The organism is Pseudoalteromonas nanhaiensis, from assembly GCF_051235485.1.
Taxonomy (GTDB): Bacteria; Pseudomonadota; Gammaproteobacteria; order Enterobacterales; family Alteromonadaceae; genus Pseudoalteromonas; species Pseudoalteromonas lipolytica_C.
Genome location: NZ_JBPNYQ010000022.1, coordinates 38728 through 60519, shown reverse-complemented (window position 1 = coordinate 60519; position 21792 = coordinate 38728). Strand labels below are relative to the sequence as shown.

Annotated in this window: 17 protein-coding genes; 3 read left to right on the top strand and 14 right to left on the bottom strand. The window is 39.6% G+C overall.

The features are described 5' to 3' along the window. Positions 1-115: 115 nt before the first annotated feature. From ACSFVZ_RS16495 to ACSFVZ_RS16450, 10 genes are all read right to left on the bottom strand, one after another. Positions 116-1027 (bottom strand): ParB/RepB/Spo0J family partition protein, encoded by a 912-nt coding sequence (locus tag ACSFVZ_RS16495; RefSeq protein ID WP_135923076.1) that lies wholly within the window; start codon positions 1025-1027, stop codon positions 116-118. A gap of 20 nt (positions 1028-1047) precedes the next feature. Beyond that, entirely contained in the window at positions 1048-1833 is a 786-nt protein-coding gene (locus tag ACSFVZ_RS16490) for a ParA family protein (protein WP_063701404.1), read from the bottom strand. A gap of 13 nt (positions 1834-1846) precedes the next feature. Next, positions 1847-2467, bottom strand: coding sequence for a 16S rRNA (guanine(527)-N(7))-methyltransferase RsmG (gene rsmG / locus ACSFVZ_RS16485; RefSeq protein WP_295510804.1), 621 nt, complete (start codon positions 2465-2467; stop codon positions 1847-1849). Between the two features lie 15 nt (positions 2468-2482). After that, positions 2483-4372: a tRNA uridine-5-carboxymethylaminomethyl(34) synthesis enzyme MnmG gene (mnmG, locus tag ACSFVZ_RS16480; RefSeq protein WP_138557631.1), complete on the bottom strand. Its 1890-nt coding sequence runs from the start codon at positions 4370-4372 to the stop codon at positions 2483-2485. Positions 4373-4800: 428 nt separating this feature from the next. Then, positions 4801-5250, bottom strand: coding sequence for an FMN-binding protein MioC (gene mioC / locus ACSFVZ_RS16475; RefSeq protein ID WP_295510807.1), 450 nt, complete (start codon positions 5248-5250; stop codon positions 4801-4803). A gap of 586 nt (positions 5251-5836) precedes the next feature. Then, positions 5837-6577 carry an isocitrate lyase/PEP mutase family protein gene (locus tag ACSFVZ_RS16470; protein ID WP_253039947.1) on the bottom strand — a complete coding sequence of 247 codons (741 nt, stop codon included), beginning with the start codon at positions 6575-6577 and terminating at the stop codon, positions 5837-5839. 286 nt (positions 6578-6863) lie between these two features. Then, complete coding sequence (locus ACSFVZ_RS16465) at positions 6864-7196, bottom strand: excisionase family DNA-binding protein (protein ID WP_016900014.1); 333 nt, start codon at positions 7194-7196, stop codon at positions 6864-6866. A 63-nt stretch (positions 7197-7259) separates the two neighbouring features. Then, the gene (locus ACSFVZ_RS16460) at positions 7260-8951 is read right to left on the bottom strand and encodes a DUF927 domain-containing protein (protein ID WP_435559244.1); all 1692 of its coding nucleotides are present in this window, start codon (positions 8949-8951) and stop codon (positions 7260-7262) included. A 465-nt stretch (positions 8952-9416) separates the two neighbouring features. Continuing rightward, positions 9417-9779, bottom strand: a complete 363-nt coding sequence (locus tag ACSFVZ_RS16455) for a hypothetical protein (RefSeq protein ID WP_335668916.1) — start codon at positions 9777-9779, stop codon at positions 9417-9419. Between the two features lie 29 nt (positions 9780-9808). Further along, positions 9809-10018, bottom strand: coding sequence for a hypothetical protein (locus ACSFVZ_RS16450; protein WP_335668915.1), 210 nt, complete (start codon positions 10016-10018; stop codon positions 9809-9811). Between the two features lie 116 nt (positions 10019-10134). On the opposite strand from ACSFVZ_RS16450, the gene ACSFVZ_RS16445 reads away from it, so the two are divergent. Next, on the top strand, positions 10135-10404 hold the full coding sequence (locus ACSFVZ_RS16445; protein WP_101566470.1) for a helix-turn-helix domain-containing protein: 270 nt from the start codon (positions 10135-10137) through the stop codon (positions 10402-10404). Between the two features lie 18 nt (positions 10405-10422). On the opposite strand, the gene ACSFVZ_RS16440 is transcribed toward ACSFVZ_RS16445, so the two are convergent. The 4 genes from ACSFVZ_RS16440 to mnmE all read right to left on the bottom strand — a co-directional run bounded on the left by ACSFVZ_RS16440 (position 10423) and on the right by mnmE (position 18167). Beyond that, a complete protein-coding gene (locus tag ACSFVZ_RS16440; protein WP_335668914.1) occupies positions 10423-11289 on the bottom strand; it encodes a phage integrase N-terminal domain-containing protein in 867 nt (288 codons plus the stop codon). A 550-nt stretch (positions 11290-11839) separates the two neighbouring features. Beyond that, a complete protein-coding gene (locus tag ACSFVZ_RS16435) occupies positions 11840-15136 on the bottom strand; it encodes a VPA1262 family protein (protein WP_335668913.1) in 3297 nt (1098 codons plus the stop codon). A gap of 356 nt (positions 15137-15492) precedes the next feature. Then, positions 15493-16626 (bottom strand): tyrosine-type recombinase/integrase, encoded by a 1134-nt coding sequence (locus ACSFVZ_RS16430; RefSeq protein WP_335668912.1) that lies wholly within the window; start codon positions 16624-16626, stop codon positions 15493-15495. Positions 16627-16802: 176 nt separating this feature from the next. Then, positions 16803-18167, bottom strand: coding sequence for a tRNA uridine-5-carboxymethylaminomethyl(34) synthesis GTPase MnmE (gene mnmE / locus ACSFVZ_RS16425; protein ID WP_138557628.1), 1365 nt, complete (start codon positions 18165-18167; stop codon positions 16803-16805). Between the two features lie 209 nt (positions 18168-18376). Between mnmE and ACSFVZ_RS16420 the strand changes: the two genes are divergently transcribed. Beyond that, positions 18377-20521 carry a TonB-dependent siderophore receptor gene (locus ACSFVZ_RS16420; RefSeq protein WP_435559243.1) on the top strand — a complete coding sequence of 715 codons (2145 nt, stop codon included), beginning with the start codon at positions 18377-18379 and terminating at the stop codon, positions 20519-20521. Between the two features lie 9 nt (positions 20522-20530). Next, positions 20531-21736 (top strand): PepSY-associated TM helix domain-containing protein, encoded by a 1206-nt coding sequence (locus tag ACSFVZ_RS16415; RefSeq protein WP_435559242.1) that lies wholly within the window; start codon positions 20531-20533, stop codon positions 21734-21736. The last annotated feature ends 56 nt before the right edge of the window (positions 21737-21792 follow it).

Below are 21792 nucleotides of genomic sequence, written 5' to 3'. Positions count from 1 at the left end.
TGGCGAAATTATACTGATTCCTACCAGTTTTGCAACTTGAGTCGACCCTTTGTAGTGCAAAAACACCACAAATGTCTCTTTTTGGACATGTTATTAATTAATGACGGGAATAGTCTTAATTTATACGGCTTAAAATGCCATCTAGCTCATCAAGTGTTGTATACGAAATAACCAGCTTTCCCTTGCCTTTTTTATTGTAGTTTATTTCTACTTTTGCGCCTAAATTTTCAGCAAGTTTTTGTTCTAACTGTTTGACATCAGGATCTTTTTCTTGCACTTCTTTTTTTGGCGCTGGTTCTAAAATAGAACGCACTAGCTTTTCGGTTTCGCGAACAGTTAACGCTTTAGCTACTGCTAGCCGTGCTGCATCTGATTGCGCTTCACCTTCAAGGCCTAATAAACAGCGTGCATGGCCCATTTCAATATCACCATGTTCTAACAATATTTTTACATCTTCATTTAAATTATTTAAACGAAGCAAATTTGTTACTGTTGTACGAGACTTGCCAACCGCTTCGGCGACCTGTTGATGGGTAAGTTCAAACTCATTTAGCAAACGATTTAATGCAATCGCTTCTTCCATCGCATTTAAGTCTTCACGTTGAATATTTTCAATAAGTGCAATAGCTACCGCAGCTTCATCGGGTACATCCTTGATGATACACGGTACGGTGTCTAATTTTGCTAATTGTGCAGCACGCCAACGACGTTCACCTGCAATAATTTCGTATTTATCTGCACCAATTTGGCGCACAACGATTGGCTGAATAATACCTTGGGCACGAATTGAGCTGGCTAACTCTTCAAGTGCTTCTTCAGACATGTCTTTACGTGGTTGATATTTACCCGATTGTAAAAACTCTATCGCTAGCTTTTGCAGTTCACCATTTTTTTGCTCAGCAACTACCTCAGAGACTTGCTCTGGTGTGGTTGTCGCTTGTTGCTGATTATTTGCACTTTGGGCTGGTTTTGATGAACTTAATAAAGCGTCGAGTCCTCGGCCTAAACCGCGTTTTTTAGCAGACATGTTATTTTTTTACCTCGAAGTTAGGCTACTGCTGAAGATGTTTTCTCTTTTCTACGTAACATTTCGCCGGCTAGGGCTAAGTATGCTTTAGCGCCACTTGATGCACGGTCATAATACATGGCAGGGGCACCAAAGCTCGGCGCTTCTGCTAAACGGACATTACGTGGGATAACGGTACGATATACTTTATCGCCAAAATGTTGTTTTAGTTGTTCAGATACGTCATTTGCAAGGCGATTGCGCGGATCATACATGGTGCGCAAAATCCCTTCAATTGTTAACGCTGGATTTACTAACTTAGAAAGTTGCGTAATGGTATCCATTAACGCCGTTAAACCTTCAAGGGCATAGTACTCACATTGCATTGGAACTAAAATTGAATCTGCGGCAGCCATTGCATTAACAGTCAGCATATTTAGAGAAGGCGGGCAGTCAATAAAAATGAAGTCGTATTGATCTTGAATTTTTTCTAACGCATTACGTAAACGTACTTCGCGAGCAAACAATTCCATTAATTTAACTTCAGCGGCAGTCACATCACCATTAGCAGCAATTAAGTGGTACTCACCAGAGGTTTCTTTATTGATGACTTCTTCGATTGGTGTCTCTTCAATCAATAAATCGTAAATAGTCGCAACATCACCATATTTATCGACACCGCTCCCCATGGTTGCGTTACCTTGCGGATCAAGATCGATTAATAACACTTTACGCTTCGTCGCGGCCATCGATGCCGCGAGATTCACAGCGGTGGTTGTTTTACCAACACCACCTTTTTGGTTTGCTAATGCGATGACTTTTGCCACAGTGCTCTGATCCCTAGTCTTTAGATAGAATGATTAGATGTCTTTGCGCATCTAACTCAGGTACTTCCAAGCTGATTTTTTCGTCAAACTTAATACCTTTAGGTAATGAGTCTAGTTCTTCGCTCGGAAATACGCCTTTTAAAGCGATAAATTTGCCTGAATGATCAATCAAGTGCGCACACCAGTCAACCATATCTTGTAAAGAGGCGAATGCACGACTTAATACACCATCTAATTTAACACTTGGTTGATATTCTTCAACTCTAGACTGCACTGGGGTTACATTTTCAAGGCCAAGTGCATGTTTTACCTGCATCAAAAAGCGTACGCGCTTACCTAAACTATCTAACAAAATAAATTGTGTCTCAGGTAGGGCGATGGCTAATACGATACCCGGTAAACCAGGACCCGTACCAACATCGATGTAATGTTTGCCTTTAAGGTGTGGTGCAACAACTAAGCTATCCATAATGTGCTTAACCATCATCTCTTCAGGTAAACGAACAGAGGTTAAATTATACGCTTTGTTCCACTTGTCTAATAATTCAACATATTGCACAAGTTGTTGTTGCTGTTTTTCTGTTAGCGCAATTTCAGTTTGCGCTAACAGTGAAGTTAATTGTTGTTGTAACACTGTATTCCTCACCAACTACGCAGTCTTGCGCAGTAAGCCTTGCTTTTTCAGATAGACTAATAATAGCGAAATAGCAGCAGGGGTGATACCTGAAATACGCGATGCTTGGCCAATTGTATCTGGACGACTATCAGTAAGCTTCGCAATAACCTCATTTGATAAACCAGAAACAGTTGAATAATCAAAGTCTTTTGGTAATACAGTTTGTTCATGACGCAATTGCTTATTGATCTCGTCTTGTTGGCGAGCAATGTAACCTGCGTATTTAGTATGAATTTCAACTTGCTCAAGTGCAGCTTGGTTATCAAACTCAGAACCTAAACCATCGATCGCCATTAAATCGGTATAACGAATTTCAGGACGGCGGATCAGATCTTCAAGGCTCGCTTCACGAGTCAGTGGCGTTTTTAATAACGCATTTACTTGATCGACAGCAACGTGATCTTTGTGGATCCACGTTTCTTTTAAACGTTGCGTTTCTTTTTCGATGATTTCCATTTTTTCGTTAAAGGCAGCCCAACGAGCATCATCAACTAAACCAAGTTCACGACCTTTTGCAGTTAAACGAATATCAGCATTGTCTTCACGAAGTAATAAACGGTATTCAGCACGGCTAGTAAACATACGGTACGGTTCTTTAGTACCTAATGTTGCTAGGTCATCAATTAGTACACCTGTGTATGCTTCATCACGGCGTGGTGTCCAAGACTCTTTACCTTGTACTTGTAATGCCGCGTTCATACCAGCAATTAAGCCTTGCGCGCCAGCTTCTTCATAACCCGTTGTGCCATTGATTTGGCCTGCGAAGAATAAACCATTAATAAACTTAGTTTCTAATGACTGTTTTAAGTCGCGCGGATCAAAGAAATCATATTCAATTGCGTAACCAGGACGACAAATATGTGCATTTTCAAAACCAGTGATTGATTGCACAATTTCAAGTTGTACATCAAACGGTAAACTCGTAGAGATACCATTTGGATATAATTCGTATGATGTTAAACCTTCTGGTTCAACAAAGATTTGATGTTTGTCTTTATCAGCAAAACGTACGATCTTATCTTCAATTGAAGGACAGTAACGAGGACCAATACCTTCAATAACACCTGAATACATAGGTGAACGATGTAGGTTGTTGCGGATCACATCATGAGTTTTTTCATTTGTATAGGTGATGTAGCACGGGATCTGCTGTGGGTGATCTGACTGTTTACCCATAAACGAGAATACCGGCGTTGGAGTATCACCTGGCTGTTCTTGCATCTTGCTAAAATCAACAGTGCGTGCATCAATACGCGGAGGCGTGCCTGTTTTTAAGCGATCAACACGAAATGGTAATTCACGTAAACGCTCTGCAAGTGCTATTGAAGGTGGATCACCAGCACGACCCCCTTTGAAATTCTCTAAACCAATATGGATCTGACCACCTAAGAAAGTACCTACAGTAAGTACAACTGATGGGGCACTAAAACGAAGACCCATTTGTGTTACCACACCCATTACACGATCGCCTTCAACAATCAGATCGTCACATGATTGCTGGAAGATCTTTAAATTTTCTTGATGTTGTAAAGTGTGTTGGATAGCAGCTTTATACAAAGCACGGTCAGCTTGCGCACGTGTAGCACGAACAGCAGGGCCTTTAGATGAGTTTAAAGTACGAAATTGAATACCGCCTTTATCGATTGCTTGTGCCATAGCACCACCTAGAGCATCGATCTCTTTTACTAAATGGCCTTTACCAATACCGCCAATTGCCGGGTTACAAGACATTTGACCAAGGGTATCCATATTATGAGTTAGCAATAGGGTATTCATGCCCATGCGAGCAGATGCTAATGCAGCTTCAGTACCTGCATGTCCACCACCTACAACAATAACATCAAAACGTTCGTGAAAAATCATTTATGGGATCCTACTTAATCGACCAGCAAAACTTTGTAAAGGGAGCGTATTCTACCTAGAAATTTAGAGAAGATAAATGATTAAACAGTACTCAAGATCTAAGTGGGTGATCTCTAATAATATAAAGGATCTTTTAAAGAGATCTTTTATTACTTTTACTACTAGTAACGGCTAGATCTGTTGATAATGTTTGCTTTACTATTTAAAACATGATCTTAACGCAGATCTAAAGGTGTTAATATGATCGGATCTTACGGGGAACAAGCTTTGATCAAAAGGGCTATTTATACACAGGGCAATATCGAGTGGATCTTATCCAAGGGATAAACTACCTTAAAATCGCAGTTAGATCAGTGTTTATCCACAATTCGATCTAAATTATCAGTAAATTGTTGATAACTTTTAAAACACGATCATCCTCGATCGGCTTAATTAAGTCCCACTGTTTCGATCCAGCTTGGCAACCAAGCTAATGCTGTGTCCTCGGGTAGTTCTTCATCAAGAATATTAAGCTCTAAGCGCGTTGCCACGCGTGTTGCACCTTTACTTGCTAATAACTCATCTAGGTTACGAGCAGCATAGTTATAGGTGTCGTAACTGGTGTCACCCAAACCGACCACACTGTAGTTTAATTCTTTTAGATCAACTTGTTGGTTAACTGATTCAATAAATGGCAATAAATTATCTGGATAGTCTCCGGCACCATAAGTTGAAGTGCATAACAACCAGATTGTGTCTTGCTGATCAATATCATCAAATACCGGCTGCTCATGCAGCTTAACTTGGATCCCTTGTTGTTCAAGGGCTTCAGCGAGCTGTTCTGCCACGTACTCTGCCGATCCCATTTGGCTGCCAACGATGATATTTACTGATTGCATGTGTTTGATCATGTATAGAAATAAGTGGCCACATGATAACGAACTTAGGGTGTGAGTAAAGCGTTGAATTACGATCTGAATAAGTTTTTATGGTTAAAATATGTGCTTAAACTTATTTGTTTTTACAATTTGCTGTTTTTAATAGTTTTTTTAAATTTTTAGCGAGTTTAACCCTTTGATCAAGCTGTTAATAATTTTGGGGAAAGTTCTGATCAAGTTTGATTTCGTAAACTGTATAACTTTGCTAAGTTGTTGATCTTTAGTCGTCGCAAAGAGAAAGATTGGTTAGATCTGTAAGTCGTGCTGAGTGTGATCGTTTTGTGGATAGATCGCTTGTTGATAACGATCGGTTTGTAAATTGTGATCAATAAAATAGATCGAAAAAAACTTAAAACAGCACATATAAAGGCCGTTTTTAAGAAAATTAATTATAAAAAATGGCTGTTGATCATCAGCGAGCTCAAATATCAGCGATTTTTTATGATCAAATCAGCTTTCAGATCTAAAAATACCCCAAATGTGGATAACATTTTTAGACAAACTCGATCTTAAAAGCTGTTTTGATCTGATTTTTTTGTTTACCAAGTTAACTTTCGAGCTGAATTAAGGTGCTTTTAATTGTATTACCCACTAGATCATAGAGCGAATTACCCAATGAAAAACGTTTAGCGCCACCAGCGAAAGCCGCTTTTGCTGAGTTAAAATTGCTCATTGCCATCACATTTAGTGGCATATCTATCGCGTTTGTTAAGCTGGTTATTTGCTCTATGTTTGTGAGGCCGGGTACAAATAGACCATCTGCACCAGCATTTTGATAGGCTTTTGCGCGTTCTAATGTTGCTTGAAAAGGGCGATCACTAACAAAGAAGGTATCGGTTCTGGCGTTGATAAATAAACTACCGAAGCCATTTTCGTTAAGTACTTTCTTTATCTCACTAATAATAGTGCATTGCTGTTCGATAGATCTGAGTGCGTTAGTTTCTTTGTTTGAGTCTTCAATGTTGATGCCTACAATCCCTAATTTTGCTAACGCTAAAACGTTTTGGCTAATTTGCTGCGGATCGTTACTGTAGCCTGACTCTATATCGACAGTGAGTGGAATGTGTATGTGTTTAGTCAAGCTTTTAACCAGCGCTAATTGAGTTTGAAAAGAGATGTTTTCACCATCCGCTAAACCTAAGCTGGCAGCAATGCCCCAGCTGGTTGTTGCTAGGGCTTTAGCCCCCGCAGCTTGAATGAATTGTGCAGAACTAAGATCCCACGCATTAGCAAGTACAAAGCCTGTTGGCTGGTGGTGTAGCTGGTGAAATTGTTGATATTTGTCCATGATGTCCTCCGTTTAATGACATCACTAGACTAATTGAAACTGAGTTTAATACTGGCTGGTTTCGGCCCTGAACCGATAATTGATTGCTGGATTAAAAATAAAAAAGAGCCTTGCGACTCTTTTTTATAATATTGATGACCGGAATTTATTTACCGATACAATAAGTGAAAAACCAATAAAAACAGTAGGTTTATATTTTCTAGGTGGGTCTGTGGTGGCCCACTTTCGCATTAGAAAATATCGTGCAAGTAAACTAAAGGAAAGTAAGCCCGATCACCAAGTTTAATCATCGATAGTTTATAGATGCTTTTCTGTTAAGAGCTTTTGCTGAATGTTTGATGAAATCACTCAGATCATCAGCACTTTCAACCTTATTACTAAACAGCCAGTCATCTAGTTCTAATCGATTAAAGATGATTCTTCTGCCATTAGGCTTTGAATGAGGGATGATCCCTGCGTGAGTGAGTTTATAAATATAGCTTTTAGCTAACCCCGTATAGATCACGCATTCATCTACAGTAAGATTAGATACAGTACTTAGATAGCTTTTTATCTGTACTTTTTCTAGTAAAGTCATCTTTTCAACATTGCTTGGTCTGTCATTATTGCTCACGTTCATGGTCTACTCTCTAAAATCTTTGGGAAAACGGGAATATTGGGAAAATCAAATTAATTCATCACTTTAAGTTGGGAAATAAACTTGGGAAAGTGTCTCATCTAAAGCTAAATCAGCCACAATTTGTTGTGGTAGCACCTTAAAGTAGCGACCACCAGGCGGCCCACCTGCGATTACTTTCTTGAATGTTCCTCGACCTTCACGACTTTCCAACCAATGATTTTTACACATCAATTTAACCGTATGAGAAATATCATTTTTATAATTAACCTTTAATCCTTCTATAAATGCATCACGAGTTATGAACCAAGCAAGCTGGCCGTCTTTTTCTATCGCGTAGCCGTAGTTATCACCCAAAAACTTACCTTCAGGTAATAATTTTCGTCGCCAAAGTTTTAATGCAGCTGGTAATTGTTTTATCAACTTGTCATCTTCTGAATCACTAGAAGAGCCACGTATTTCGAGCCAAGCATCAAATGCTTCTTTTGCGCTTTTTTCAGCAAGGCCTTTAGGCCAAGGCATAAGCCCAGCTGAAGCTGCTAATTCACCACTCACACCATGTAACGCAAATCTTTTTGCTGCTTCAATAACCTGATTGCCATTATTTTCTTTTGTTATTTCCCAATGGGTTAACATCGCTTTGATATTGCGATTTAAAAGAGTAGGGAGATCGTCAATAGTGCTTAAGAATTCAACCCATTTTGGCATAACAGTGCCATGATTTTCGTTAACGGCTTTCCAAATAGATTCAGAAAAGTCATTCATGTTGTTATGACCATAAAGATCGTCATAGGCACCATACTGCCTTTGGGCTGGTACTTCTAAGAAGCGGATTTCTTGACCTGCTTTTACGCCTTTGTGTATTGATGAAAGCTTTTCTTCAAGTCCCATTTCACCGGTACTTAAAAAAATAAGTCGCCACTTTTTTCGCTGGCTTTGGGAGCCATCTTTATTACTGCGTGATTTTGACATTCCATTAGCTATTGTATAAATGGATTGGTCTACCACCTCAGGGTCAACCTGATGCAGTTCATCTAAGCAAAGCAGTAAGTTATTGTGTTCCACCGCTATTGCTTCCAACCCATTAGCGGTGCTTCTCCATGCATAATAGAAGTCAGTACCTGAGTACAGGCTTGCAGCCATGATTAAGATCGTTGTTTTAGATACTTTGGACTTACCAAATAAGTGAACACCACAGCTGGGCCAATTTAGCCAGTGAAGTAGTGGGGCACATAAGCCAGTGCAGACAGTAAATGCAAGCAATGGGTTATTTATACAAAGAGTACCAACCTCTTTTTGCCAGCTAGATAAAGTACCTGCGGAACTTAAAAAATCAGCTTCTTTTGCACCTGAGTAAATAACTTGCTCTGCTCCATTACTTACGCACCAACTAGGTGTAACAAAGCTATTATTAAGCCAGCCTGTTTGAGTCGAGCTTTTATATCGTTTTTCTGGCCTTGCTTGAATCAGGTAAGATGTTATTGGGTCCCATATACCTTTACGGCTTGATAGTGCAAGCCCTGTATCTACAAGCAATTCTTTTAACACCTTACCCTGATCATTAATTATGTGGCGTCGTGGTATCAGTTTGCGTATGCAAATACCGTCTAAATTTTTCCACTCAACAAGCAAGCCGTAGTCTCTAGTACTGTTACCTCCTCTTGAGATGCCAAGCACTTGAATTGGGCCACATAAGAACCTTGGTTCTGAGTCGGCTGTTGGGGTATAAAATAAACCCTTATCTCTAAGCTCAAACATAATAAAGCTCCTTTACTTTGATTTCTTTTAGTTTCGCTTGGAGTTATTTAAGCAGGAGATTTAATCAGATGCTGAGAGAAACTAGGGGAAGTTTCAGTGGGTTTTTCAGCCCTTTAATAATAAGTCTTTCGTAAAAGTCAAGGGGTAACTTCACCCGAATTTGGTGTGAATATGCTGCTTTTGAACGTAAAAAATTAGGCATGCCTAATTTTTTGCTAGGAATGATTAGGTATCAGTCGAATTTATTGAGGGCTTTTCGATTTAAATGGAATAGAACAGCAAAAAATATCACTATTGCTAGAATTAAAGCGCAGCCTGTTAGTAAAGGAGCCATTGCTATATTCTCCCCTCTTTAATTGCTTCAAATAGATCATGTTTCAGTTTGTCGTAGTGCCGAGTAGCGCGAATAGCCAGCACCATTAACACCCACATTTGAAACCATTCATAATCAGTCATAAGTACACCTTAATGTCTTGTATTACCTAAATAGATATTACCTTCCCAATTGCAAAGCTCTAACATCCAGTTACTAATTTTCAACCGTTTAGTTGGGTTTAGACCTGTGAAAGGAAAGAAAACCTGAGCGCTACGATTTTTAAATGCGGAAAAGGGCTCCAGTCGAATATCCCAAATATCGTCATGTTCATTCATAACATCAAATGCAAACGCTTTTTGTGTGGTTAAAGCAACGAACATCTCTTCTTCAGTTTCATTGCGAAGATTAAGCTCTAAACCTAATGGTTCACACTCCTCCTCAATACCAGCTAAGCGAATCTTCAACTCATCGTATACAGGCTTAAATGGCCAAAGCTCTTTATTTGTCATCATTTCTTCTCTCAAAATTAGGCATGCCTAATTTATAGATGAGTATCGTAGAGCTCGCCACGAGCCTGAGCATCTTCAGCCTCTTGACGAGTCATATGTTCGCCATCAGCGATAATATTACCCATACCATCATCAAGCTTATCGAGTTGTTCACTTTCCGTAGATGATTGATCATCAGCGGTAAATATACTAATCAACAAGTAGATAACCACTACCGACACACACACGAAAGTTTCAAGCATAGTCATATCCTCTAAAAAATTAGGCATGCCTAATCTATAGCTAAGCATTCCTTAGTATCTAGATTCAATTAAAGCTAAGAAAATCTTAGTTTTCAAGAGCAGATGTCTTACACCAATTGAAAACTAATGATGGTTCGCCGTTTCCAACACGGCTAAAGCAAGCAAGAACAAGACTTGGTCTGTCCCAGAAGCAGTTAGGAATAATGGCGGGGATGGATAAGTTTGTTGCGTCTGCTCGTATGAACCAATATGAACGTGGTGTTCACACTCCAGATTTCAAAACAGTAGTCGCGTTGAGCGGTGTTCTAAAGGTGCCAACTGCCTTCTTGTACTGCATTGAAGACGAGTTGGCTGAAAAGATATTGGATTGGTCAGTAAGCGGATAAAATTAGGCATGCCTAATTTTAACTGCCCAAGTACGCATAGGTAATCTTCAATCGTTCATGACCTAACTCTTGGCTTATTTGCTCACGGACCTTGGTATCGTGCTCATAATCAGTGGGCGACAGCTCTCTTCTATGTGGGCCACCGTCGGCAGGGCATTTCCAGCCTGTAAGCTCTAAATAACGCTCCCTTGCGTAATGATGACGCAGTCCGTGATTTTTATTTAATCCAACTCGAATTGTTTCGCGGTCGTACTGTTCCATTTGTGACTTATAGTTTTTGTCAGGTTCGATAAGTGCGCCTTTAGTAACGGCACCAATATCACGAATGAGCTGTCGTTGAGATTCTTTTAAGATCGGAATTTTGCGGTATTTGCCACCTTTAGCCCATGAGCCTTTTATTTGTAGAGTGTTAGCATTTATCAAAGCATAGGATAAGCTGAATTTCATACACTCCTCTTTTCTAAGCCCAAACTCTTGCTGCAAACGCAGGGAAAGCTTGATCAAGTCACTTTTGATCTTGGCATGCTTATCCATGTCTAACGTTTTTGACTTGCCAATGGGGTTGTTGCGAACTCTGGGAATGCCGTAATCATCATTGCTGCGTGAACAGATATTAGGTTTACCTATTTTCTCAGCAATCCAACGCAAGGCCGCCATTCTGTTTTTTATTGTTTTTGCTGCTAGACCTTCATCTTGCCAACGTGTAACAAGATGATTGATATGCTTGGTTTTAAGACCTGATGGATCTCTTAACCTATAACCATGGCTAAGTAGTTGTGCTGCTGCAAGGTTTAAAACGTTGCTTCGTGTAGCTCTAGTGCTAAAGCTACTTTCACGGTGTGTGTCGTTCACCATTTGGTGAAGACGATATCCTAACTGGCTCATTTCATGTTCCTCATAAATTTAAAAACTAATTTTTGAAAGTATTGAGAAAAACACCAAACCAAAGACCAGGGGGCGAAATGCCAAAATAGGTAAGTTTTAAAGCCATATGAACGGTGCGTAACCGAGCATATTGTCATAAGACATAAAGGCTAACTGGTCTAAAGCAACAAAGCTGAGCCGTGTGATTTCTGTTGAAATGCAGCGCGAACTACTGTGGTTTATATTTGTGTTGTTTATAGTGAAGTGGTCGTGTGACCCATAATGCTGCGAATGCAGCTCCTCAGGAACGTGTTGCGGGCAGTGGATAAGTGGATACGCCCTTTTTCTTTGTGCTCATTTCGAGCTAGTTCATAATTAAAATTATCACAGTGATCAGAGATTGCAACACCTTTTTTACACGCTCAAATCTCCATCCCTCTTCTGGCCCTGTAATTTTTCAGGGCGGATTGGATGTCGAGGCATCATGAGCAGTGGCCTCGACGGGCGACTCAGCGAGTCGTCCCTACCTCTTTCGAGTAGGGACGACTCGTCGCTAATCCGCAATCTTTACTCACTTTGAGAGCTCATTTATCAGTTCATCAATTTTTTCCATATATTCGAACAGTTCACTTAGAGCTTTCCATTCTAATGTTGGTCGTTTCAAAGCAAGGGAGTGTGCGCTTTTCAATAAAAGATCCAGTTTTTCATGATTAAAAATATTCAAATCATTCAGATAGTATTTACCCCATTTTGTGAATACCAGAATCCATAATGAAATTTTGAGAGCTTCATCCCATTTAGACCAATTGGATGTGTTGGCTAACGGCTGTCGTATAATTCTTCCTTGTGCTTCTAAAATAGTATTGAGTTTTTTAATACAACTGTTTTGAAAGACTGTTTCACTATTTGCCCATAGGTAAGCGCAGACATTAGTTGTTTGCCCATCGCGTTCAGAAGAAAAATAATGATTAGTGTTTTGGCCGCCTAATAATTGAATTAAATCTTCAAGCCAAATTTTACACACATCCTCAAAGCTAACTCGTTTTTTGTGAAGTAATGGTTCTATAACGTCCTTAAATAACCAAGGTTCAGCCCACCCAAGCTGATACATATGTCCTCTTAAAGAATCAATAGTACTTATTAGTTCACAATAGGGAATTTGATCAGGTAACAATTTATAAAGTAGATTAATTAGGTTCTCATAAAACTGTTGGTTTTTAGAGTTTTTTGCATTTTTATTTATTGCCCAACCTAAAAACAACAATTGTTCAGAGGCACTTAAATCTGACAATTTATCTATTGATAAATCAACAGATGACTGTAACTTTTGTTCAAGTGAATTCCACCCAAACCACTTCAGTATGGCAATATTACTCGTTATTAGTGCTATATTTTGTTCTTCCGATATTGCATCGAATTCTGAGCTTAATGAAATCTCACTTATGACTTGTCCCAGTATTGATAATCTAACAATATCCTCTGATAGGTATTCAGTTGTTATAAGTTTTGATTCATTTTCAACTAATGCAATGAGGGATGCAGGGCTAAATTTCCATAAATATTTTACAGCGTAATATTCAGCCCATGTGAGCGGCTTATATTTTGTTGACTGAACAAAGTCCTGTATTTGGAGCGAGCTATGGATAAATTCATTTAATGTTTGTTTAAAGTAGTTGGGGGCTATTACTGATGTTTCTTGGTGATCAAAACTCGGGTTTCTTCGAAATGAATAAGATAGATACTCAGTTAAAAACACCAAAAACTTTGTTTCTGATTTGAGCTCATCAATGTTTGAATCGCCAGTTGGAGTGTGGGCAAGTATATCCGCTATAACTTCCCATGACGTCATAAAATTTGAAAGTTCGCCTTCAATTTCTTTTAAACAGTTAAATAATCCTGTATTCGTTAAGTTAATAAGGGACTCACGTTGAAGAATTCCTTGTGCCGTCATTTCACTTCTTAAGTCGTTTCCAGATAACCCTTTTAGTGATGGCTGCTGAAACCAAATACTTAATACCGTTCCTGCTATCTCCCCATCCAAGATATTTAAAGGGTCATATAGCTTCGTTTTTTCAGATGAAGCTTCCGAACTTGAATTGAATAATACAGAAATTAATGTTTGCCCATTTCCTTGATCCAAGGGATTATTAGCTTCTCGGATAAGTTCATATGTATACTGATTTGTTTTGTATAAAACATCTGTAGGGATCGGGGTTATTAATAACGGGTAGTTTTCTGCAGCTGTCTGAAATGAATTTGATAAATGGTAGCCTTCAACTGGAAGACCATTTTTTCCAATTACCAATATATACCGGTCATGCAAACGCCCCTCTTTAATTCCATAAATTGTAACCTCACTACGTTTTAATAGCTTTCTGTTGTGCTCACAGTTGGCAATTAGGTTGTCAACACCTCTATTGATAGAATCATTAGAACCAACATTCCCTTGAGAGGGGTTTTCTTTAGTTTTTGGCAAGCTGCGAAAAATAGAGTATTCGGAACCATGAATAGCTGAAAGTGCCAGTAGACTAATACCTACGTCTTCAAAATACGGGTCAAAAATAGCAATGTGTTGCTTTGCATTTTTTTGTAGTAAAGCTTTAAACCATTCAACAAATTGAATACGTCCTTCTCCATTAGTTTGCCCCCATCTCAGAAAAAAATTACCGTCGGATTTAGGAGGGTAAAGTTTAGAGAATAAATTGTTTAACTCCTTATTTTCGGGAACCCATTTATCAATTTTACGACCGCCAACTTTGCTTTGTGATAGGTAATCACTTTTAGAAAGAGACAAAGCTGAGGATACTCGGTCTGCAGTTTGAGGTGTTGTAGTTTTTTCAAGCCAATCAAATTTGACGGGACTTGAATGATTTCCAACCAGATGCATTTGAATGTTCGCCTCACGAATATAATGCAATTTCCAACTACAGCATAATTCACCTTCGCCATATTCATTATCTTTAAAAGAAAAAATATCAATCCTAGCACTGTCGGCAATGTCGAATAATGGCTCTTCTAATTTAAAATAGCATTCAAATAACTCATTATCAGATCTGGATAACAAAATTTTAGAGCATACTACTTGATTGCAATTTTCGATTGTTAATAGGAACTGAAAACAATCGAAAGTTGGTAGTTGAGAAGAGTTAAATCGAACATTTAAATCACCATCTCTGTTCCAAATAACATCTAGGAGAGATATTTCATTTTCATCAATTGTGGGAAATACTAAGAGCTCAATATCGCAAAACCGACTAATATCCTTTCCTCCAAAGTCCATTCCTGTGTCTTCATTTAAAAGGTTAACTATCATTGAAGTGAGTTCTTTATTGTAGTTATCCTCCCAACTAAATAAAGATTTCTTATTGCATCGGCTTATTGAGGCACTTAAAGCGCCAGCACTTGCATGAGGACTCGTTAGAGTGCTTTGTAAATGAGCATTACGATTTAGCTGATAGGATACTGGACGATAAACGGCACTTTGGTCAGAGAGTATTGTTTCTCCGAATCGTGCGTTTAATTTTTGGCTAGTTTTTAATTTTAAGGCTTTATTTATACTTTCAATAGTTCGGCCCTCACAAGCCATTTGTAAAAATTCTCCACATAAAGAGCTATCAATATATAAATTAAGCTTAGTTACGCTAGCCTTAAATGTACCAAAAGAGCGAAAATTATCCTTATGGCTAAAGGACCAAGAATTATTTGAATAGGAATATGGCAGTAACCTACCGTAAATCAGTCGATTAACAGAAGTATCATCATTTTTTAGCTGTAAAACCCAAAACTGAAATGCGCAATGCTTGTGTTGAGGTGAGAATAACCGTGCAAGGCGGGGATCATTCAATAAATTGTCTAATTTAAAAGACATAACTCTTCCCTGTAACATGAATATAGAATGTTTATATCACATTACTAAAGCCGCAGTGAATTAGTACTAACCACTCCTTTCAAACCCTGTAAAGCCATAAATCGGAACCCCGCAAGCGGGGCCCCCTTGCTACGCAACCCTTCGGGCGATTTATAGCTTGACTGGCTTTTCTCTGCGTAGTGAAGGTTATCCAAGAGGTATGCGGCGCTCTGAGTGGCAAGCACTCGACGCTTTCACACCTCCTGGATACAACTGGCATTTCAAATAAAGCGGGAAAGAGGGAAGGTAAATAAATTTATATTTATCTGTTTTTGTTATATTTTCCCAGTTTCCCATATTTCCCAACCTAATATCCTTTATTGAAATAGGCTAGGTAAGGTGGTCATCGCCTCTTTTCGCTTACGCTCAACTATATCAGAGTAAATTTGTGTTGTTTTCAACTCTGAGTGGCCTAGTAGCTTTGATACCGTATAGATATCGATATCATTAGTTAACATACGGACTGCAAATGTATGTCTCGCGCAGTGAAAGGTTATGTGCTTTGTAATACCTGCTCTGAGCATCCATTGGGTTAGGGCTACGTTAGTATAGCTCGAGTATCTTAAGCCTTTAAAAACACGTTCATGGGCTTCTCCTTGCGAACCTAATAAGCTGATAGCATCATCGGGTAAATCAAGGTACTGTAGGTGTTTTGTTTTCGTATGTCTGAACGTCGCGCGTTGCTCTTTTAAAGCTATTCGATCCCACGTTAGTTTTTGAATATCGCTCCAGCGCATACCTGTTAGGCATCCGAATAAGAATGCTCGCTTTAGTACATCATATCGGCACTCTGTTCTATAAAGAGCTGTTACTTCTTCCTCTTCTAAGTAATTACGAGGGTTTTGTTCTATCTTGATGCTTTTTACTTCGTTTACAGGATTTCGACGAATAATGCCTTCATGGAATGCTTTGTTTAAGGCCGCTCTCACTTTATTGAAATAGCATGATGTAGTATTTGAAGAAAGTGGCTTATCTGATTTTGTTCGTGCATGTTTTATTAGGTATGTTCTGAACCCTAGTAATACATCAGCATCAAAATCAGCAAATGACAGCGGGTTTCCTTCACAATATCTCTTTAGATGTATTAACGCCGATTCCCACAGCGATACGTTTGATGTGCTGTCTGTGTGCTCTTTGTCGTTTATTATTTGCTGCATGTAGCTATAAAAGCTTTCTTGCTGTTTTTCTGAGTCTTCAAAATGATGCTTGTTGTTAGCTAAATCGACAACTGCTTGTGCCCTTATCTTTTCAGAAATATCTAGGGTCTTTTTATTATGGTCACGTTGGAACTTGTCTTTAGGAGTGGCATAAATGAACAAGTCCATTGATTGTCTTTTACGGCGTTTAACTCGTTTGCCATTTTCATTTAGGTAAGAACCATAATTTCTGGTTAACAGTAGTTGTTGGCGGCCTGTGCTATCAGGTGATTTTTTCTCGATGGTTAGTTTCATAATAACTTCCTCTTTGGTGGACCAATAGTGGCCCACAACAAAGAGGTCGGTGGGCCATTCGAGGCCCATATTATGAAACTAAAGGAAGCTAGAGAAAGATAAAAAAGTAATTAAATGTATGAATAAATTAGGTTTTTTAACTTAAGTTGGATGTTTGTTTCCTTTGGTTTACCTTGTTATTTACCGATACAGAACGAACTAAAGATTTTCCCTAGCAAGTCATCAGAAGTAAATTCACCCGTTATCTCATTTAAGAACTGTTGAGTTAGGCGTAACTCTTCAGCCAAGATCTCACCAGCAATATGCATCTCTAATTGCTCTTTACCGGTGTTTAAATGATAGGCTGCGTGGTCCAGTGCATCTAAGTGACGACGGCGTGCCATAAAGCCACCTTCAGTTGCCCCTTGAAAACCTATACATGCCTTTAAGTGAGTACGAACTAACTCTATACCTTCAGCATTTTTAGCACTTAAACGGATCACAGGATATTGATCATGCTCATCCATACCTACACTTTCGCCGGAAATATCGGCTTTATTACGGATCACAGTAACACCCATTCCCTCTGGTAACTTGGCCATAAACTCCGGCCAAATATCATGGGGATCAGTGGCTGATGTATCTGTGCCGTCTAACATAAATAGTACGCGATCGGCTTGGTTAATTTCGTCCCATGCGCGTTCAATACCAATTTGCTCTACTTTATCTGGGCTTTCACGCAGGCCTGCGGTATCAATAATATGTAGTGGCATACCATCAATGTGGATATGTTCGCGTAATACGTCACGTGTTGTACCCGCTATTTCGGTAACGATGGCTGCATCACGGCCAGCTAATGCATTGAGTAGACTTGATTTACCAGCGTTAGGGCGACCCGCAATAACAACACGCATACCTTCACGCATGATGCTACCTTGTTTAGCTTGCTGAGTTACATTATCGAGTTGCTCAATAATGGCATCAAGATCTGCTGAAACTTTACCGTCTGATAAAAAGTCGATTTCTTCATCAGGAAAATCAATCGCAGCTTCTACATACATACGTAGGTGAATGACTTTTTCCACCAGCGTTTCGATATGTTTAGAAAATTCACCTTGCAGTGATTGTAGGGCGCTTTTTGCTGCCTGTTCACTGGTTGCATTGATAAGGTCAGCAATTGCCTCTGCTTGAGTTAAATCAAGCTTGTCATTCATAAATGCGCGCTCAGAGAACTCACCCGGTTTTGCTAAACGTACACCGTCAATTTGGCTAATTTCTTTTAATAGCATATCAAGTACAACAGGGCCGCCATGACCTTGTAGTTCAAGTACGTCTTCACCGGTAAATGAATTTGGCCCTTGGAAGTAAATAGCAATACCTTGGTCAAGCTGTTCACCGCTCAAGCTTTTAAATGGCACATAGTCTGCGTAACGTGTTTTAGGACAACGGCCAATAATGTGCTCTGCCACTGTTTTAGCTAAGCTGCCAGAGACGCGAATAATACCAACCCCACCACGTCCTGGTGCGGTCGCTTGTGCTGCAATTGTGTCTTGATTAATCATGCGATGAAATAATGCCAATAAAAGAATGAATGCTGGCTCTATTGTAACCTATGGCTTAATTTCATGCGAATAGCTGTTTGAGTAATGAAATAGCAAAAGTTTGATGTAAGTAATACTTTATTTAGCTTTAATTAATAATAAATCGTCATTGCAAATGATAATTATATTCATTACCATGTTGCACATTCTTAATTGTGTCCTTTTTTATTATGCGTCTTTCTGCTGTTTTTATTGCACTTGCTGCTGGTTTTTCGGGCGTTGCCCATGCTCAAACTGAAGTTTCTACTGATCAAAACGATTCTAAAGAGATCGAAAAAATAGAAGTTGTTGGCCGTGCGTTTTCTTTATATCGACCAACTGAGTCAAGTTTTGCTACTCGTACTAATACACCGTTAGAAAAAATACCTCAGTCAATTCAAATTTTGCCGCAGGAGCTGATTAACGATCAGGCTGCTCGCCAAATTACCGACCTTTATAGCAATATTGCTGGTGTTAATGCCTTTAGTTATTCCGGCGTGACATTTCGTGGTTTTCGCCAAGATGAGATTCTATATGATGGCGTAAAGGGCGACCCTTTCAATGGTTTTGCTGTGCCGCAGTTATTTAATATCGAACAAGTTGCGGTTTTAAAAGGCCCTGCTGGCGCCATTTATGGTAGCGGTAATCCGGGCGGTATTATTAACTATGTAACTAAGAAGCCTAAATTCACCAGTGAGCACAGTATTGAAGTTGAAGTGGGTAATGATGATTTCTTCAGTGGTGCATTAGAAAGCACTGGAACTCTGAGTGAATCACTTGATAACCATGCTTATCGTGTTGGTATCTACCGTGATACTGAAAAACCATTCCGTGCAAATACTAGCAGCGATAATACCATTGTTGACCTTGGATATACGTGGCTTATAAATAGTGCAACTGAATTAACCACGCAGTATACCTATATAGAGCAGGAGTTGGGTGGGGCACGTTTACGTGGTGTCCCTGCTGATGATAATGGCAATTTTCTAACTGACATTAGCTGGAACCATAACGAGGCAACAGACTTTCAAAATGTTGAAGCGCATGTTTATCAGGCGACTTTAAAACACGATTTTAATGATGTTTGGCGTACAGATGTCACGGCACGCTATTTTGATAACAAAGAAGTGCAAAACTACCATGAGCCAAGAGGTCTAGTAGATACTAACGGTGATGGAATTGTTGATTGGAGTCATCGCGAGTTTCGTGATCAAGTACGTGAGAACAACGGCTTTAGTTTAACTGCCAATGCGATTGCGGAGTTTGCATTTGCCAACATGCAGCATCAAGTACTGTTTGGTAGTGACTGGTATGAACATGATTTTGAAAGTGTTTACCGTACAGCTACGCAACAAAGTAAAGGTGGCCCAGTTCCTGGTCTTGATCTTAACGATCCTGAATATGGTTTAACCTCTGCCGATGATTATGATCTTGATAGTATTACACCAAGGCTTGGGAAAACGAATAGCACTCGCTTTGGCGCGTACTTGCAAGATCAGCTAGATATCACCGCTAATTGGAGCGTCACAGCTGGCTTAAGATATGATCGTTTTGAAGATAAAGATCTGTTAAATCAAACAGAGTTTTCTGATAGCGACTTAACCTACCGTATTGGTACCAGCTATAACATTAACGATATGTTCTTCCCTTATGCACTACATGGCACTGGCTTTGTGCCGCAAAGTGCCAGTGATCAAGAAACAGCACAGGGCGGCCCGTTCTCGCCAGAGACTAGCCGTATTAACGAGTTAGGTTTAAGAACCAAGCTATTAGCAGACACACTTGCTGTTAATATGGCTGTGTACGATATTGTCCGCCAAAATATCCTGCAACCTAGTTTATTAGGTGATGTTGCGGGTGACGGCGTTGATGACTTAGTTGCCGTTGGTGAAGTACAAAGTAAGGGTTTTGAACTCGAAGTGGTTGGTGACATCACTGAGCGCTGGGTAGTTACCGCAAGCTACGCTTATAATGATACCCGTATTACTAAAGCCAACGACAGCATTCGTAATCAAATTCCTGATAGCGATAAATTTGCTAACGCGCCGCAAAATACCCTAGGTATATGGACACGCTATGAGCTACCTAGCTTATCGTCATCTATTTCTGCTGGCTTAGATTATGTTGATGAACAGCTTAGTTTAGGTGGTCAACGTGTTAAACCTTACACTGTTTACAACATGGCGTGGCAAACAACCGTTGATAACTGGCAATGGCAGCTATCAGTTAAGAACCTATTTGATAAAGAATACGCAAGCAGTGGCTTTATCGAGCGAACAGGGCACTTTCCTGGTGAGCCACGCCGTGTCTATTTAAGTGCTAAATACAGCTTTTAATGGTGGCGTGTGAACGCTAAAAGTTGGTTTAACTTACATTCTTGGGCAGGACTCTTTGTTGGAGTCCTGCTTTTTGTTACCTGCGTATCGGGAACACTCGCTACGTTAAGTCATGAACTCGAATACTTAACAGACGCTAAGTATCGTGCTTTATCTTCTTCAGCCTCGACTAACTATCAGGCTATCGAAAACACCCTAAATAAGCATTATCCACAGGGTCAATTACTTTATATCCAACGTCATAAACAAGATTACCTTGCCACTGAAGCGGCTCTTAAAGTCGGTGATTCATTTCGTTTTGTTTATTTAGATGCTGCAACGGGCCGCTTACTTGGTGAAGGAGAGTGGGCGCGGATATCGCGGTTTTTACGTAATTGGCATATGAATTTGTCGATGGGCTGGACGGGTAAATTAATCGTTACCAGTTTGAGTATGTTACTCGTTATTTTATTGGTTTCGAGTTTTTATGTGTATCGGCGCTGGTGGCAAGGTTTTATAAAAAAGCCTGCTGCGCTTAGTCTTGATAAACGCAGTAGTTGGGCTGATTGGCACAAACTGTTAGGGCTTTGGAGTTTATGGTTTATCGCAGTGATGGCCATTACAGGTGTTTGGTATCTGGTAGAGCATGGGCTGCAAACAGCTAAAGTGTCGCATACTGTTTCTGCGCCACAAGCGGTAAGTGAGTTTAAAAAACAAAGCCCTCGTAAAGATATACCGCCAATTAGCTTAACTGCAGCTTATGAAGCCGCTCAACAGTCGTTTCCGAGCCTTGATATTCGCTATATTCGTTATCCAAATAAAGCGGATCAGCCTATTGAAGTGCGTGGTTATAACGATGATATTTTACTGCGTCTGCGTGCTAACCGTGTTTATTTAAAACCAAGCTCGGGTGAGTTACTAGGTATACAAATAGGCGAACAATTACCTATTGTAGCCCGAATTTCAGATACCGCTGATCCGCTGCACTTTGGTAACTTTGCAGGAGTTGGTACTAAACTTATTTGGGGGTTATTTGGTGCATTGATGAGCTTTATAAGTGCTGCTGGCATTTATATGAGTTGGCTTAGGGTTAAGCGTAAAACAACAGCTGTAAAGTGGCTTGGAGTATCTGGGGGGATTGCAATCGGTTTGGTGGTTGCTTCGCTACTAACAACAAGTTTGAGCTTTACTGAGCGTAGTGTGCCTAATCAGGTATATTCTCCTATCCTCGGTTAAATTTTTTCAGGTATTAAAAAAGGCGCTAATTAGCGCCTTTTTTGTTGGGTTAAGAG